Source organism: Helicobacter pylori Shi112 (assembly GCF_000277405.1).
Classification (GTDB): Bacteria; Campylobacterota; Campylobacteria; order Campylobacterales; family Helicobacteraceae; genus Helicobacter; species Helicobacter pylori_C.
Genome location: NC_017741.1, coordinates 700,035 through 717,844, shown reverse-complemented (window position 1 = coordinate 717,844; position 17,810 = coordinate 700,035). Strand labels below are relative to the sequence as shown.

Below are 17,810 nucleotides of genomic sequence, written 5' to 3'. Positions count from 1 at the left end.
AAATCCTTTCATAAAATTGAGATTCAAGGCATGTTTGGCACACCTTGATAAGAATATTTATACCACAATCCTATTAGAAGCATTGTTATAGATCATAAAAATATCACAAAAAGCTCAATAAGTGTTTTGTTTCTGCACAAATTACAAGATTAAGGTAAATAATTAAGAATAAAAAGAGGATTTTTTAATCCATTAAAAATATGCTCAATAAAGTTTTAAGACATTGCAATTTTTTCTGTAAAAGCGATTTTTCAAACTCTTTAAGATTTCTTAAAAAACTTAAAATACCCGTTTTCAATGTTAGTTTGAGGGGCGCGTGAAAGGCTCAACGAACCGCTAGGAATGTCTTTAGTGATGGTGGTGCCGCTGCCGATTAAGACATTAGAGCCGATATTGATGGGGGCGACTAGCTGGCTATCGCTCCCTATAAAGACATTTTCACCGATGATTGTTTGGTGTTTGTTTTTACCATCGTAATTGCAAGTGATCACGCCAGCCCCTACATTTGTGTTTTTCCCTATCTCACAATCCCCTAAATAGCTCAAATGCCCTGCTTTAGCGCCTTGAAGTTTAGCGTTTTTAGTCTCTACAAAATTCCCCACATGGCTATTACAAATCACGCTTTTAGGGCGCGCATGGGCAAACGGCCCCACACTGCTATTAATGATCTGGCTCTCTTCTATCACGCTATAAGCCTTAATGCACGCATCTTCTATCAAACAATTCCCACTCAAATGCACCCCTTGCTCTAAAACGCACTCCCCCTTAAAACTCACGCCTTTTTCTAAATAAATGCTACTAGGCAATTGCATCACTACCCCCAAGTCCATGGCGTTTTTTCGCAGTCTTTCTAGCATGATTTCTTCAGCCTTCGCCCTTTCTGTTTGGCTATTCACCCCTAAAAAGCACTCTTCTTCTAAAAAAATAGCGTCAATTGTTTCGTTTTCATTGATTCCTAGAGCGATTAAATCCGTGAGGTAGTATTCTTTTTGGGCGTTTTGGTCATGGAGCTTGGGTAAGTATTTTTCTAAAAACTCCCTTTCAAACCCATACACGCCAGCATTCACGCTTTTAATTTCTTTTTCTTCATCATTAGCGTCCTTTTCTTCTACAATCTTTTTAACCTGATGGTTTTCTAAAATAACGCGCCCATAACCTTTAGGGTCAGCCAAATGGAGTAAGCCTATAGCGTTATTATGGCTTTTTAATAAAGGGGCGAGAGCGTCTTTAGTGATTAAGGGCATGTCCGCATTCAAAATCAAAACCTGCTCATGTTGAGTGGGGATAGGCGTTTTATCTTCTTGCATGATGGCCCCACCTGTTCCTGAATATTTTTCCACGATTTGAGTGTGGAAAATCACACCCTTAAAACGCTTCAACACCGCTTCTTTAATGCGTTCTTGCTGGTGGTGCAAGATAAGATGCACATCATCGCTGATTGAAAAAGCCGTTTCTAAAATGTAAAATAACATAGGCTCCCCGCAAATCGTGTGTAAAGTTTTAGGCAGGCTAGAATGCATGCGAGTGCCTTTACCAGCAGCCAGTATGATGACAGAAAGCATTAAAATCCTTAAACTTATTTTAGGGAATTTTAACATGCCTTATCTTATAATTTGGCTTCGTTTCATCAAAGATTTAAGGCTAGAATTTTGCGTTTTTTCATTTTTTTAATCCTCATTTGCCCTTTAATATACCCTTTAATGAGCGCTGATAGCGCGCTACCCAGCGTCAATCTCTCTTTAAACGCTCCTAATGATCCTAAGCAGCTTGTAACCACCCTTAATGTCATCGCCCTACTCACGCTTTTAGTTTTAGCCCCGTCATTGATTTTAGTGATGACGAGTTTCACCCGTTTGATCGTGGTGTTTTCTTTTTTAAGGACCGCTTTAGGCACGCAACAAACCCCACCCACTCAAATTTTAGTTTCGCTCTCTTTGATATTGACTTTTTTCATCATGGAACCTAGCTTGAAAAAGGCTTATGATACAGGGATTAAGCCTTATATGGATAAAAAAATTTCTTACACCGAAGCGTTTGAAAAAAGCGCTCTGCCTTTCAAGGAATTCATGCTTAAAAACACACGAGAAAAGGATCTAGCCCTTTTTTTTAGGATTAGAAACCTCCCTAACCCTAAAACCCCTGATGAGGTGAGTTTGAGCGTTTTAATCCCGGCATTTATGATAAGCGAGTTGAAAACAGCGTTTCAAATCGGCTTTTTACTCTACTTGCCTTTTTTGGTGATTGATATGGTGATCAGCTCTATTTTAATGGCGATGGGCATGATGATGCTCCCGCCTGTAATGATTTCTCTGCCTTTTAAAATTTTAGTGTTTATTCTGGTAGATGGGTTTAATTTATTGACCGAAAATTTAGTGGCGAGTTTTAAAATGGTTTAATATTAAAAGCATTCAAGCGATAAAAGCTTGAAGCTAGTTTAAAACTCATAATTCAAATACGCTGTAATGGATCTTCCTGGTGCGGGCTCTCTTCCTGTAGGGCTTGTGCCAATTCCCCTAAAATAATACTTCATGTTGAAAAGGTTATTGATTTGCAAACTTCCTGTGATTTTATGCCTACCGCTTTGCCATAAAACTGAGCTTACTTGAACATTCAACACAAAATACAAGGGCAATAACCCCACAGAATTACAACCATACTCTAGCCCCCCTGTGTATTCTGGGTTTAAGGGCAGGCACACGGTTTGGCTTTTGGCTTGATTGAGCATGGAACTATAAGCACGACTATAAAAATAGCTACTGATACCAAAAGTCGTGTGCTTGTAAGTATACATCATGTCAAATATGAATTGGTTAGGACTCACATAAGGCAAACGCTTCCCTTTAATGTCAAAGGGTTTATTGACAATACCTGTAAAATAATAAGCAATGTCATCAGCGTTAGAAGTGATGCGCGCATCAATGTAAGTGTAAGCCACATGAAATTGCAAACCCCTAATTGGCGCGTAATACAATTCCAATTCCACCCCTTGACTCCTAGCGTTAATAGGCTGTGGGCTATAGCCTCCCGCATAGTAACGATTGGCAAAAATCACAAAATAATTGGTATTAAAACTCAATAGATTTTTATAACTATAGCGTTGCCCTACTTCAATTTCATTAAAAATTTGGTTGTAATTAGTCCTAGTAATGCCTAGCATTGTGTGTTGTGGAGGGATAAAACTGCGGCGGTAGTTCGCATACCATATCCAATTTTCCATAGGTTTATAGCCAATGTTAAGGCCGGGACTCCATTCGTTTTGACGCTTTTTTGTAATGTTCCATACAGAAAAATCATGCTTTTCTGGCTCTTTGTTGTTATAGTTCAAAAAAGTGTATCTAATCCCTGGAGTTATCACCAATTTAGAATCAAAAAGCTCTATTTTATCGCTCAACCATACCGCTGTATAGTTGTTGAACAAGTTTTGATTGTTGCTGGGTTTTTTAGAAAGAACAAAAGGAGGCATGTGGCACACCCCATTGATAATATCGGTTTTTTCGCATGTGCTTTGATCCAACCTAAAATACATATCCATTGTCATAAAACGCATGCCCACATTAAAAGTTTGCTTAACTTTACTGGTATTGACAACTAAGTTCAAATTAGGCTCAAATGCATTCATTATATAACGCCTTAAATGATCAAAGATAAAAAATCCTGCATAATTTTGATCGGTATAAACAGGGCCTAATTTAGGATTGGTATTGACATTCAAAAAATTAGAATCAAATTGAAAATCCCTTGACATGTCATGCCCATAGTAGCTAAAAGTGAAATCCCCACCTATTTTATCCGTATCCCCAAAAAAGTTTTGATACACAGCCCCCCATCGCTTCGCTCTCCCGCTTTTATTGTTATTAGGGCGGTTGTTTTGAAAACGATTTTGATTGTAAGCGGCTATACCTAAAGATCCGGGGTCTGCCATAAAATAATTATAGTATTGGAAAAAAGCAGTGATCTTATTACTCTCATTGATTTGATACAAGGAATCTAGCATGTAGTTTTGAATGTTCGTAGGGCTGTTGTATCTAAACCCTTGCCCTTTAAGCCAGTTGGCTTGAGCTTGGATTCCAAAATGCTTATTCATCATGCCCCCTGTTCTTAAGTAAGTGTCAAAAAGCATGTTATTGGCTAAGCTCTTGTCAAGGTTTTTAGAATTTTGATTGAAAAAACCCCCATTTTCAGATTTGCCCCAAAAAGTGGCCCTCTCGCTCACCTGACTCTCCCACTTGGTAGGAATGCCCTTAGTGATCACATTAATCACACCGCCAAAAACATTAGGGCCATAACGCACGCTCTCCCCGCCCTTGGTTACGCTGATTCTATCTACAGATTGGAAGGTTACAGGAAAAATAGGAATGCTAATATCAACATAGGGTGCAACATAAATAGGGATCCCATTGACTAAAACCATAGCCGTATTGGAATGCCCTGAACTCCCCCCACCAAACCCCCTAACAGAAAAGCTAGGCACAGCTCCAATACCCGTAGCGTTTCTAATATGCACGCCTGGCACATTTTGCAAAGCTTCTTCAATGCTCTGATTGGCGCTTTTAGTGAGTTGCTTGTTAGAAATCACCGTGCGAGAACCCATATAATTTCTCACTTCCTTGCTCCTCCAGCTTAAAGGTGCTTCTTTATCGTTAGCCACCCCTGAAGCTTCTACCCTTTCCAAATTATGAGTTTTGACAGCATGCGCGCTATGACTCAAAACAACCAAAGAGACTAAAATTCTTTTCATTTACCACCTTTTATGAAAAATGTTCATTTTTACAACAAGGTGGAATTTATAATAACTATTATTAGTTTTGGCTTAAATTTTGAGACAATTATTATTTAAATTAAATTAATAGCTTTTTTTGTCAAAAATGCCGATTAATGCGAATGTTTATAGAAAAGATTGGGAGAAAAATAAAAATTTTTTAATATTTTTAATGGGGGGAATTTTAAACAAATAAAGTTTTTAAACCATGGCTAACCTTTAAACCAAAATTTGAGTTGCATAAAAAGCTATCAAGGAAAACGCATACGCTACAACGGTTGTGAAGATGAATAAATACGCTACAAACTTGATCCCCCCAGCTTCCCTACCAAAAGTAATGGTCGCTGCAAAACAAGGGATATAAAACATCACAAACACGATAAAAGCAATCCCGCTTGGCACGCTGACTTCTTTTCTTAAAATCTCTCTAAAAGCGTCAGATTTTTCATTTTGATCCCCTAAAGAAAACAACACCCCCAAAGTAGAAACCACCACCTCTTTAGCCATAAATCCGGTTACAAGCGAGACGCTCAAACGCCAATCAAAATCCATAGGGCTAAAGACTTTTTCTAAATACGCCCCGCCTCTTCCTACAATGCTATTTTTTAAATTCTTTTGATCCAATTTGGTTTTTAATTCTTTTAATTTTTCTTCTTTAGCTTCGCTTGAAAGGGTGGTGTCTTTATCCACTAATGAGCTTTCTTGTTTATAAGTTTTCATAGCCGCATCGCTTTTAGGGTATTGAGACATAAACCAGATTAAAATCGCTCCCACTAAAATATAAGTCCCGGCTTTTTTAAGGTAAGAAAGCGATTTGGTATAGATACTGAAATAGACCATTCTCCAACTAGGAAAGCGGTATTTGGGCATTTCCATGATAAAGGATTCAGTCTGTCCTTTAAACACGCTTAATTTGAGTAATTTGGCCATCACTAACGCCACAACCGCCCCCAAAATATAAATACAAAACAGCACAAACCCCGCGCTTGAAGAAGGGAAAAACGAGCCTACAAACAGCACATAAATAGGGAGTCTTGCCGAGCAGCTCATAAACCCGATCACAAAAAGCGTGATCAATCGTTCGTTATAGTTTTGTAAGGTTCTTGTCGCCATGTAAGCGGGCACAGAGCAGCCAAAACCGGTGATTAAAGGGATAAAACTCTTCCCATGCAAGCCAAATTTATGCAAGATCCCATCTAATAAAAACGCTACCCTACTCATATAGCCTGTCGTTTCTAGTAAAGAAATCCCAAAATACAACACCACAATTAAAGGCAAGAATGAAACCGTCGCTCCCACTCCCCCAATAATGCCATCGCCCACCAAAGACGCTAAATCTTCATTAGCCACATTTTCTTTAACGCTATCGCTCAAAAATTTAAACCCTGCTTCAAGCGCTTTTTGCGCTCCGCCTCCTATTAAAAAGCTCAAGGAAAAAATGATAAACATAAACCCTAAAAAAATGAAAATCCCATAACGCTTGTGCATTAAAATCTTATCAATCTTATAAGTGTGTTCAAAGCTCGCGTTTTGTTTGTTTTCACTGATCACTAATTTGGCGATTCTTTGAGCGCTCTGGCTGTATTTTAAAGACTCCTTAAAACTTTGAAATGGGACTTTTATGCTTTCATTGTTTGTAGTGTTTTGAGAATAAAGCCTGACAATTTCATCTAATAAAAGCTCCGTATTCAAGCGATCTTCTTTGGATCTTGCGCTTGTAGGCACGCACACAACCCCTAATTCTTGAGAAAGCTTTTCTGTATTGATTTTAATGCCTTCTTTTTGCGCCTCATCCCACATGTTGAGCGCAAGAAGCATTTTTTTATTCGTGTCTAATAGTTGCGCGCTTAAGGCTAAATTACGCTCTAAATTGGTGGAATCCACCACATTAAGAATGAGATCGTATTGCCCTTTTTCTAAAAAATCTTTAGTAACCTTTTCTTCAGTGGTGAAGTCATTGAGCGCGTAAGTGCCAGGTAAATCAATGATGGTGATTTGACGCTCTTTGTGGATCAAACTCACTTCCATCTTATCCACGGTAACCCCGGCAAAATTCCCCACTTTCAAATGGGCGTTGCTCAAAGCATTGATAAGGGAGGATTTCCCTACATTAGGTTGGCCCACAAGAGCGACAATGATTTCTTCCACTTCCAATTCTCCAAATAAGTTTTTTAATTTTTGGTTATATAGTTTTGATATTAAAATTTAGCACTATAGCGCTATAAGACTAATTGTTATATAATAAAAGCGAAACAAGAATGTTAAAATGCGAAAGGAGCGTGTAATGTTGTGCGTGTTTGATATAGAAACCATTCCTAGCGTGAGCTTGTGTAAAGAGCATTTTCAATTAGAAGAAAATGATGCGCTAAAAATCTGTGAACGGAGTTTTGAAAAGCAAAAAGAAAAAAGCGGGAGCGAGTTTTTGCCTCTTTATTTGCATGAAATTATCTCTATTGCAGCGGTCATAGGCGATGATTACGGGAAGTTTATCAAAGTGGGGAATTTTGGTCAAAAGCACGAGAATAAAGAGGATTTTGCGAGCGAAAAAGAGCTTTTAGAGGACTTTTTCAAATACTTTAACGAAAAGCAACCGCGCTTGATAAGTTTCAATGGCAGAGGTTTTGACATGCCCCTACTCACGCTCAAAGCCCTTAAATATAATTTAACTTTAGACGCTTTTTACAACCAAGAGAACAAATGGGAAAATTACCGCGCGCGCTATAGCGAGCAGTTTCATTTGGATTTAATGGATAGCTTGAGCCATTATGGATCCGTTAGGGGGTTGAATCTAAATGGCGTTTGCTCCATGACAAATATTCCTGGTAAATTTGATGTGAGCGGGGATTTAGTGCATGCGATTTATTACAACCCACATTTAAGCCAAAAGGAGAAAAAAGGCGTTATTGACAGCTATTGCCAAAGCGATGCGCTTAACACTTACTGGCTTTTTTTGAAATACGAAGTGTTAAAAGGCGCTTTAAATAAAGAGCAATACCTTGGGCTATTGAGCGATTTTTTAGAAAAATTCCCTAAAGAAAAATCCTATTCAAGCGTTTTTATTAACGCTTTAGAGAAAGAGATTGGGGAGTTTGCTTGAAGCTTTATCAAATTCCTATTAAAACCTTAATTAGATAGTCAAAACCAAAATATGGGTATTTATAACCAACTTATAAGATAGGCTATAGCTTAAACCAATTTGTGTTGAATGTAAATAATATTTTTGTGAAAAAAATAAACGGATCGCCCTCAATCTAAAACAAAACCTAAAACAAAATCAAACCTGTTAGGGTGTCAATCACCTAAAAGTGATACTATGGATTAATAAATCAACTTAAAGGTAAAGACATGAATGAAGTGGTTGTAGTGGCGGCAAAACGAAGTGCAGTGGGGAGTTTTTTAGGCTCTCTAAAGAGCGTGGGCGCTAGAGAAATGGGCGCTGTCGTGCTTAAAGACGCTTTGAAGGCGAGCGGTCTTAAGCCTAGCGATGTGGATTCTGTCATTTTAGGCAATGTTTTATCCGCCGGTTTGGGTCAAAATATCGCCAGACAGATCCAACTGGACGCGGGCATTCCGAATGACAGGAACGCTTTTAGCGTCAATATGGTTTGTGGATCGTCTATGAAAGCCATTCAATTAGCGCATGACAGCATCATGCTTGGGCGCGATGAGGTGGTGGTGTGCGGTGGCGTGGAAAACATGAGCGCAGCGCCTTATTTGTCGTTTGACATGCGAGATGGGAAAAGAATGGGGAATGCGAACATGATAGACTCCATGATCCATGACGGATTGTGGGATGCGTTCAATGATTACCACATGGGGATCACCGCTGATAATGTCGCTCAAGCATACCACATCAGCCGAGAAGAGCAAGATGCTTTCGCGCTCCAATCGCAACTCAAAGCAAGAGCCGCCATTAATGCAGGGAAATTCCAAGAAGAAATCACGCCCATTGAAATAGCGAATAAAAAAGGCGTGGTTGTTTTTAAAGAAGACGAATACCCTAGAGAAACGACGCTAGAATCCCTTGCAAAGCTCAAACCCGCTTTCAAAAAAGATGGATCGGTAACGGCAGGAAATTCATCAGGGATCAATGATGGCGCAAGTATTATCATTTTATGCAGCGCTCAAAAAGTGCAAAAATTGGGGTTAAAAACAATGGCAACTATCAAGGGGTTTGGTTTGGGTGGTTGCAGTCCGGATATAATGGGGATATGCCCTAGCATCGCTATTAAAAACAATCTTAAAAATGTCAAAATAAATCTCAACGACATCGATCTTTTTGAACTCAATGAAGCCTTCGCCGCGCAAAGCATAGCCGTGTTAAAAGAGCTTGAATTAAACCCCAATATCGTGAATGTGAATGGAGGCGCGATAGCCATTGGCCACCCTATTGGTGCAAGCGGCGCTAGGATCTTGGTAACTTTATTGCATGAAATGAAAAGAAGCGGTCATGGCGTGGGTTGCGCGTCATTGTGTGTGGGCGGCGGACAAGGGCTATCAGTGGTAGTGGAACAAAAATAAGGAGAATGAGATGAATAAGGTTATAACTGATTTAGACAAAGCATTGAGCGCTTTAAAAGACGGAGACACTATTTTAGTGGGCGGTTTTGGGCTGTGTGGGATACCCGAATACGCCATTGATTACATTTATAAGAAAGGCATCAAGGATTTGATTGTTGTGAGCAATAATTGCGGCGTTGATGACTTTGGGCTTGGCATTCTTTTGGAAAAAAAGCAGATTAAAAAGATTATCGCTTCCTATGTGGGGGAAAATAAGATTTTTGAATCGCAAATGCTGAACGGAGAAATTGAAGTCGTTTTGACACCACAAGGCACGCTGGCTGAAAATTTGCACGCTGGAGGGGCTGGGATACCCGCTTACTACACCCCAACCGGGGTTGGGACTTTGATCGCTCAAGGCAAGGAATCACGGGAGTTTAACGGCAAGGAGTATATTTTAGAAAAAGCGATCACAGGCGATTATGGGCTTATCAAAGCCTATAAAAGCGACACTCTTGGGAATTTGGTGTTTAGAAAAACGGCTAGAAACTTTAATCCCTTGTGCGCGATGGCGGCAAAAATATGCGTCGCTGAAGTGGAAGAAATTGTCCCGGCTGGGGAATTAGACCCAGATGAAATACACTTGCCAGGAATCTATGTGCAACACATCTATAAGGGCGAGAAATTTGAAAAACGGATAGAAAAAATCACGACAAGGAGCGCAAAATGAGAGAGGCTATCATTAAAAGAGCGGCAAAGGAATTGAAAGAGGGCATGTATGTGAATTTAGGGATAGGCTTGCCCACGCTTGTGGCTAATGAAGTGAGCGGGATGAATATCGTTTTCCAAAGCGAGAACGGACTATTAGGGATTGGCACTTACCCATTGGAAGGGGGCGTTGATGCGGATCTCATTAATGCAGGAAAGGAAACCGTGACCGTGGTGCCGGGCGCTTCGTTTTTCAACAGCGCGGATTCGTTTGCGATGATTCGTGGGGGGCATATTGATTTAGCGATTTTAGGAGGGATGGAAGTCTCACAAAATGGGGATTTGGCTAATTGGATGATCCCTAAAAAGCTCATAAAAGGCATGGGAGGGGCTATGGATTTGGTGCATGGCGCTAAAAAAGTGATTGTCATCATGGAGCATTGCAACAAATACGGGGAGTCTAAAGTGAAAAAAGAATGCTCCTTGCCCTTAACAGGAAAAGGCGTGGTGCATCAATTGATAACGGATTTAGCGGTGTTTGAGTTTTTTAATAACGCCATGAAATTAGTGGAATTGCAAGAGGGTGTCAGCCTTGATCAAGTGAGAGAAAAAACAGAAGCTGAATTTGAAGTGTGCTTATAGCTTATAAAAGGGGTGTTGATGTTTTTATTAAGGCATTTGACTTCAGCGTGCGTGTTTTTGGCGTCTAAATGTTTGCCGGACTCCTTTGTCTTGGTCACTCTTTTATCGTTTATCGTGTTTATTCTTGTTTATGGTTTGACAGGGCAAGACGCTTTTTCTGTCATTTCTAGTTGGGGGAATGGCGCTTGGACGCTTTTAGGTTTTTCTATGCAAATGGCTCTTATTTTGGTGTTGGGTCAGGCTCTAGCTAGCGCTAAATTAGTCCAAAAACTTTTAAAATATCTAGCGTCTTTACCTAAAGGGTATTACGCGGCTTTATTGTTGGTTACTTTTCTGTCATTAATCGCTAATTGGATCAACTGGGGTTTTGGCTTAGTGATTAGCGCTATTTTTGCAAAAGAGATCGCCAAAAATGTTAAAGGGGTGGATTACAGGCTGCTTATTGCGAGCGCTTATTCGGGTTTTGTCATCTGGCATGGGGGCTTATCAGGCTCTATCCCTTTAAGCGTTGCCACCCAAAATGAAGATCTATCCAAAATAAGCACCGGGGTGATTGAAAAAGCTATTCCTATCAGTCAGACGATTTTTTCTGCTTATAATTTAATCATCATAGGGATCATTCTTGTAGGGTTACCCTTTTTAATGGCAATAATCCACCCTAAAAAAGAAGAAATTGTTGAGATTGACGCAAAGCTTTTAAAAGACGAATACAAGGAAACAGAACTCATTGATCACCAACAAGACAAAACGATCGCACATTTTTTGGAAAACAGCGCTTTGCTTTCTTATCTTTTGGTTTTTTTGGGTTTTGGGTATCTTGGTATTTATTTTTTTAAAGGAGGAGGGATTAGTTTAAACATTGTCAATACGATTTTCCTTTTTTTAGGGATTTTGCTCCATAAAACCCCTTTAGCTTATGTGAAAGCGATCAATCATTCCGCTAGGAGCGTGGCTGGGATTTTATTGCAATTCCCTTTTTATGCCGGGATCATGGGGATGATGGCAAGCCATAGCGTGGGAGGTCATTCATTAGCGCAAATGCTTTCTTTAGCCTTCACGCACATCGCTAATGAAAAAACTTTCGCGCTCATGACTTTTTTGAGCGCGGGGATTGTCAATATTTTCATCCCGTCTGGCGGAGGGCAATGGGCGATTCAAGCTCCTATCATGCTCCCTGCAGGGCAAAGCTTGGGGGTGGATCCGGGCGTGGTTTCTATGGCTATCGCTTGGGGAGACGCTTGGACGAATATGATACAGCCTTTTTGGGCTTTACCCGCTTTAGCCATTGCGGGTTTGGGCGCTAAAGATATTATGGGCTATTGCGTTTTGACTTTAATTTTTGTAGGCTTAGTCGTGTGTGGGGTGTTTTATTTTTTAGTGTGAGTTTTTTATGCCTAAAACCACGCTCTTTTCAATGGGGTAAATTTTCTCTACCCCTTAAACGCTCTTGCAATTAAGCCTTATTTCGTTACAATAACCCCATAATAACCTAAGAGGAAGTGTTTTGTTTTTCAAATTTATTTTATGTTTATTATTAGGAATGTTTGCATGGGCAAAAGAGGATATTCTTACCCCATTAACGCCCTCTAAACGCTATTCTATCAATTTGATGACTGAAAATGATGGTTATATCAACCCTTACATTGATGAGTATTATACCGCAGGCAATCAAATAGGCTTTTCTACTAAAGAGTTTGATTTTTCTAAAAATAAAGCGATGAAATGGACTTCGTATTTAGGGTTTTTCAATAAAAGCCCTAGGGTTACTCGTTTTGGCATTTCTCTCGCCCAAGACATGTATACCCCTTCACTTGAAAACAGAAAACTGGTGCATTTGCATGACAACCACCCTTATGGGGGGTATTTGAGGGTGAATTTGAATGTGTATAACCGCCATCAAACTTTCATGGAGTTATTCACGCTTTCTTTAGGAACGACAGGGCAAGATTCTTTGGCCGCTCAAACGCAGCATCTCATTCATAAATGGGGTCATGACCCCCAATTTTATGGCTGGAACACGCAGCTCAAAAACGAATTTATCTTTGAATTGCACTACCAATTGCTCAAAAAAGTCCCCCTTTTAAAGACTCGTTTTTTTTCTATGGAGTTAATGCCTGGGTTTAATGTGGAATTGGGTAATGCGAGGGATTATTTCCAACTAGGCTCGCTCTTTAGGGCTGGGTATAACCTGGACGCTGATTATGGTGTCAATAAGGTCAATACCGCTTTTGATGGAGGCATGCCTTATAGCGATAAATTTTCCATCTATTTTTTTGTAGGGGCTTTTGGGCGCTTCCAACCCCTTAACATCTTCATTCAAGGCAATAGCCCTGAAACTAGGGGTATTGCTAATTTGGAATACTTTGTTTATGCCAGTGAAATAGGAGCGGCGATGATGTGGCGCAGCTTTAGGGTGGCTTTTACGATCACCGATATTAGTAAAACCTTTCAATCCCAGCCTAAACACCATCAAATCGGCACTTTAGAATTGAATTTTGCTTTTTGATTTAATATAGGTTTAATATTTTTCTTCCTAATATATATATATATATATATATATATGGTATTCTTTGAATGAACTTATTACTATTCTTCACTTTATACACCAAATTTTTACATTGTTATTGACTGGCTTTAAAAAAAAAAATGATTTCCATTTTAAAATTTGTCCTATAATTCAAACAGGTTACCTTGATAGGTTACCTCGAGCAACACATTAATACTAAGGAGTCTAAAAAATGAAAGACGCAAAAGTTCAGGTGATGGGTATTGATGCCGGCGGCACCATGACGGACACATTTTTTGTGAAAGAAAATGGCAGTTTCGTAGTTGGTAAAGCCCAAAGCAACCCAGAAGATGAGAGCTTAGCTATTTACAATAGCTCACAAGACGCTTTATCGCACTGGGAATCGGATGTGAATAAGGTTTATCCAGAGTTGGTCACTTGCGTTTACTCAGGCACGGCGATGCTCAATCGGGTCGTCCAAAGGCGTGGGATGGAAGTGGGCCTAATTTGTAATAAGGGTTTTGAGCAAATGCATTCTATGGGCAGAGCGTTGCAATCCTACTTGGGGTATGCGCTAGAAGAAAGGTTGCATATCAACACGCACAAGTATGATGATCCGCTGATTCCTTTAAAAAGGATTAGAGGCGTTACAGAAAGAACCGATGTCAAGGGGCAAGTGGTTATCCCAGTGCGCCCAGAAGAGATTAAAGTTGCTGTTAAGGAGCTTTTAGAAGCAGGCGCAAAGGCCATTGTGATTTGCTTGTTGCAATCTCATAAAAACGCTGAAAGCGAGCGGATCGTTAGAGATATAGCGTTAAAAGAGATTGAAAAATTGGGTAAAAATGTTCCTGTATTCGCTTCGGTGGATTACTACCCTCAAAGAAAAGAAAGCCACAGAATGAACACCACTATCTTAGAAGCTTATGCGGCTGAGCCAAGCAGGCAAACTCTCTCTAAAGTCAGCAACCGCTTCAAAGAGCATGGCGCTAAATTTGATCTTAGGGTGATGGCAACACATGGAGGCACTATTAGTTGGAAGGCTAAAGAGCTTGCCAGAACGATCGTGAGCGGTCCTATTGGAGGCGTGATCGGATCTAAATTGCTAGGCGAAACGCTTGGTTATGACAATATTGCATGCAGCGATATTGGCGGCACGAGCTTTGATATGGCGCTTATCGTTAAGAGCAATTTCAACATCGCTTCTGACCCTGATATGGCACGCCTTGTTTTATCTCTACCGCTTGTGGCTATGGATTCCGTTGGTGCAGGTGCGGGGAGTTTTGTGCGCATTGATCCACACAGCCGATCTGTCAAACTAGGGCCTGACAGTGCGGGGTATAGGGTTGGCACTTGTTGGAAAGACAGCGGATTAGACACGGTTTCAGTAACCGATTGCCATATTGTTTTAGGCTATTTGAACCCGGATAATTTCTTAGGTGGTTTGATCAAATTAGATGTGGATAGGGCTAAAAAACACATTAAAGAACAAATCGCTGATCCGCTAGGCATTAGCGTAGAAGATGCGGCTGCGGGTGTGATTGAGTTGCTTGATTTGGAGCTTAAAGAATACTTGCGATCCAATATTAGCGCTAAAGGGTATAGCCCGTCTGATTTTGTGTGTTTTTCGTATGGTGGTGCGGGGCCTGTGCATACCTATGGCTATACAGAAGGCTTAGGGTTTAAGGATGTGGTAGTGCCTGCGTGGGCGGCTGGATTTAGCGCTTTTGGTTGCGCTTGCGCTGATTTTGAATACAGATACGATAAGAGCGTGGATATTGCTATTCCGCAGTATTCTTCAGACAAGTCAAAAGTAGAAGCATGCAAAATCATTCAAGACGCATGGGATGAATTGACCCTCAAAGTGATTGAAGAGTTCAAGATCAATGGATTTTCTCAAAAAGATGTGATCTTAAGACCTGGATACAGGATGCAGTATATGGGGCAATTGAATGATTTAGAGATCACTTCTCCTGTGTCAAAAGCTGCAAGCGTGGCTGATTGGGAAGAGATTGTCAAAGAATATGAAAAAACCTACGCTCGTGTTTATTCCGAATCAGCGTGTTCTCCAGAGCTTGGTTTTAGCGTGACCGGCGTGATCATGCGTGGTGTTGTGGCTACGCAAAAACCTGTAATTCCGGTTGAAAAAGAGCATGGTGCTACGCCCCCAAAAGAAGCCAAAATAGGCGTTAGAAAATTCTATCGGCATAAAAAATGGGTGGATGCAGATGTGTGGCAAATGGAAAAATTATTGCCTGGAAATGAAGTCATAGGGCCTGCGATCGTGGAATCAGATGCGACCACTTTCGTGATACCCAAAGGCTTTGCGACAAGACTAGACAAACACCGATTGTTCCACTTGAAAGAAATTAAATAAAGGAGTTCAAAATGGCAAATTTATTGAAAAACGGCAAAACTTTAAAACAAGCTAGAGATGAAATCCTAGCCAGGACAGAAAAAACAGGGCATTATAATGGTCTCAAAAAACTAGAGTTTAAAGAAAGAGATCCGATCGGTTATGAGAAGATGTTCTCTAAACTAAGGGGCGGTATCGTGCATGCCAGAGAAACAGCTAAAAGGATTGCGGCAAGCCCTATTGTTGAGCAAGAGGGGGAATTGTGTTTCACGCTTTATAACGCTGTGGGCGATAGCGTGCTGACTTCTACGGGTATCATTATCCATGTAGGCACTATGGGATCAGCTATCAAATACATGGTAGAGAATAATTGGGAAGATAACCCCGGTATCAATGACAAGGATATTTTCACCAATAACGACTGCGCGATTGGGAATGTGCACCCATGCGATATTATGACTCTTGTGCCTATTTTCCACGATGAAAAATTGATTGGGTGGGTAGGTGGCGTTACGCATGTGATTGATACCGGTTCGGTTACTCCAGGATCGATGAGCACTGGACAGGTTCAAAGATTTGGGGATGGATACATGATCACTTGCCGTAAGACAGGAGCGAACGATGAAAGCTTTAAAGATTGGTTGCATGAATCTCAAAGATCGGTTCGCACGCCTAAATATTGGATTCTAGATGAAAGGACTAGGATTGCAGGGTGCCATATGATTAGAGATTTAGTGATGGAAGTCATTAAAGAAGATGGCATTGATTCTTACATGCGATTTATTGATGAGGTGATTGAAGAGGGCAGAAGAGGTCTTATCTCTAGGATCAAATCCATGACCATACCAGGCAAGTATAGAAAGGTAGCGTTTGTGGATGTGCCTTATGCACATAAGGATATTGGCGTGTGCTCTGAATTTGCTAAGCTAGACACAATCATGCACTCTCCTGTGGAAATCACTATCAATAAAGACGCTACATGGAAATTAGATTTTGAAGGCGCGTCTAGGTGGGGATGGCACTCTTTTAATTGCAACCAAGTGTCTTTCACTAGCGGTATTTGGGTGATGATGACTCAAACGCTGATACCCACTTCTCGCATCAATGATGGCGCTTATTTCGCTACGCAGTTCAGGCTCAAAAAAGGGACTTGGATGAATCCAGATGACAGGCGCACCGGGCATGCTTATGCGTGGCATTTCTTGGTATCAGGCTGGAGCGCTTTGTGGAGAGGCTTATCTCAAGCGTATTACAGCCGAGGGTATTTAGAAGAGGTCAATTCCGGAAACGCTAACACTTCCAATTGGCTGCAAGGCGGTGGTATCAACCAGGATGGAGAAATCCATGCGGTGAATAGCTTTGAGACGAGTTCTTGTGGGACTGGAGCTTGCGCGATAAAAGACGGCTTGAATCACGCAGCGGCTATTTGGAATCCAGAGGGCGATATGGGCGATGTTGAAATTTGGGAAATGGCAGAGCCTCTCCTTTATCTAGGCAGGAATGTCAAAGCCAATACCGGTGGGTATGGAAAATATCGAGGCGGTAATGGGTTTGAAACCTTAAGAATGGTGTGGGGTGCACATGATTGGACCATGTTCTTTATGGGTAATGGCTATATGAATAGCGATTGGGGTATGATGGGGGGCTATCCAGCGGCTAGTGGCTATAGGTTTGAAGCGCACAACACCGATTTAGAAAACAGGATTAAAAATAACGCCAGCTTGCCTTTGGGGGGCGATTTTAACCCAACTGATAGAGATTATGAAAAACACATTTCTCATGCGTCTCAAGTTAAAAGGGATAAGCAGTGCATCACCACCGAGAACTGCTTTGATAATTATGACTTGTATTTGAATTACATCAAAGGCGGTCCTGGATTTGGCGATCCGATTGAAAGGGATTTGAATGCGATTTTAGAAGATCTCAACAGCAAACAGCTATTGCCAGAATACGCTTACAAGGTTTATGGTGCGGTGGTGAGTCAAAATAAAGACGGCGTGTGGGTCGGCGATGAAGCCAAAACTAAGGCTAGAAGAAAAGAAATTCTTGAAAACAGAAAGGCTAGATCCATACCGGTAAAACAATGGATGGAGCAAGAAAGAAACGCTATCCTTGAAAAAGAGGCTTCCAAACAGGTTAAGCACATGTATGCGACTAGTTTTGATCTTTCGCCTAAGTTTTTAAACGATTTTAAAACATTCTGGAACTTGCCAAAGAGCTGGAGCGTGAAAGAAGATGAGCTTGGTGTATTCACCTATGGGTCTAAATACAGGATGGATTTGAATAAATTGCCTGATGTGCGCACGGTTGTGTTGGTTGATGAGAAATAAAGAAAGGAGAAT

The 17,810-nt window shown here is 40.7% G+C and carries 12 protein-coding genes; 9 read left to right on the top strand and 3 right to left on the bottom strand.

Annotated elements, in window-relative coordinates; all coding sequences use genetic code 11:
• Window positions 1-260 precede the first annotated feature (260 nt).
• A complete protein-coding gene (glmU, locus tag HPSH112_RS03520) occupies window positions 261-1,562 on the bottom strand; it encodes a bifunctional UDP-N-acetylglucosamine diphosphorylase/glucosamine-1-phosphate N-acetyltransferase GlmU (protein WP_000953665.1) in 1,302 nt (433 codons plus the stop codon).
• A gap of 87 nt (window positions 1,563-1,649) precedes the next feature.
• Here glmU and fliP point away from each other — a divergent pair, with 87 nt between their 5' ends.
• Window positions 1,650-2,396 (top strand): flagellar type III secretion system pore protein FliP, encoded by a 747-nt coding sequence (fliP, locus tag HPSH112_RS03510; RefSeq protein WP_001210303.1) that lies wholly within the window; start codon window positions 1,650-1,652, stop codon window positions 2,394-2,396.
• A 38-nt stretch (window positions 2,397-2,434) separates the two neighbouring features.
• Here fliP and HPSH112_RS03505 read toward each other — a convergent pair whose 3' ends face one another.
• Both HPSH112_RS03505 and feoB read right to left on the bottom strand, forming a co-directional pair.
• Window positions 2,435-4,738 (bottom strand): TonB-dependent receptor family protein, encoded by a 2,304-nt coding sequence (locus HPSH112_RS03505; RefSeq protein WP_000822118.1) that lies wholly within the window; start codon window positions 4,736-4,738, stop codon window positions 2,435-2,437.
• A gap of 240 nt (window positions 4,739-4,978) precedes the next feature.
• Complete coding sequence (gene feoB, locus HPSH112_RS03500) at window positions 4,979-6,907, bottom strand: ferrous iron transport protein B (protein WP_014662235.1); 1,929 nt, start codon at window positions 6,905-6,907, stop codon at window positions 4,979-4,981.
• A 136-nt stretch (window positions 6,908-7,043) separates the two neighbouring features.
• Here feoB and HPSH112_RS03495 point away from each other — a divergent pair, with 136 nt between their 5' ends.
• The 8 genes from HPSH112_RS03495 to HPSH112_RS03460 all read left to right on the top strand — a co-directional run bounded on the left by HPSH112_RS03495 (window position 7,044) and on the right by HPSH112_RS03460 (window position 17,798).
• Window positions 7,044-7,856, top strand: a complete 813-nt coding sequence (locus HPSH112_RS03495; RefSeq protein ID WP_000882732.1) for a 3'-5' exonuclease — start codon at window positions 7,044-7,046, stop codon at window positions 7,854-7,856.
• 248 nt (window positions 7,857-8,104) lie between these two features.
• Window positions 8,105-9,280 (top strand): acetyl-CoA C-acetyltransferase, encoded by a 1,176-nt coding sequence (locus HPSH112_RS03490; protein ID WP_001006951.1) that lies wholly within the window; start codon window positions 8,105-8,107, stop codon window positions 9,278-9,280.
• A gap of 10 nt (window positions 9,281-9,290) precedes the next feature.
• Complete coding sequence (locus HPSH112_RS03485; RefSeq protein ID WP_001045153.1) at window positions 9,291-9,989, top strand: succinyl-CoA--3-ketoacid CoA transferase subunit A; 699 nt, start codon at window positions 9,291-9,293, stop codon at window positions 9,987-9,989.
• A complete protein-coding gene (locus tag HPSH112_RS03480) occupies window positions 9,986-10,609 on the top strand; it encodes a 3-oxoacid CoA-transferase subunit B (RefSeq protein ID WP_001206275.1) in 624 nt (207 codons plus the stop codon). Before HPSH112_RS03485 ends, HPSH112_RS03480 begins: the two co-directional genes overlap by 4 nt.
• Before the next feature lie 18 nt (window positions 10,610-10,627).
• Window positions 10,628-11,992, top strand: a complete 1,365-nt coding sequence (locus tag HPSH112_RS03475) for a TIGR00366 family protein (protein ID WP_000479474.1) — start codon at window positions 10,628-10,630, stop codon at window positions 11,990-11,992.
• 121 nt (window positions 11,993-12,113) lie between these two features.
• Entirely contained in the window at window positions 12,114-13,115 is a 1,002-nt protein-coding gene (locus tag HPSH112_RS03470) for a lipid A deacylase LpxR family protein (RefSeq protein ID WP_000465184.1), read from the top strand.
• A 232-nt stretch (window positions 13,116-13,347) separates the two neighbouring features.
• Window positions 13,348-15,489: a hydantoinase/oxoprolinase family protein gene (locus HPSH112_RS03465; protein WP_000650533.1), complete on the top strand. Its 2,142-nt coding sequence runs from the start codon at window positions 13,348-13,350 to the stop codon at window positions 15,487-15,489.
• 11 nt (window positions 15,490-15,500) lie between these two features.
• A complete protein-coding gene (locus HPSH112_RS03460; protein WP_001285101.1) occupies window positions 15,501-17,798 on the top strand; it encodes a hydantoinase B/oxoprolinase family protein in 2,298 nt (765 codons plus the stop codon).
• Window positions 17,799-17,810 lie beyond the last annotated feature (12 nt).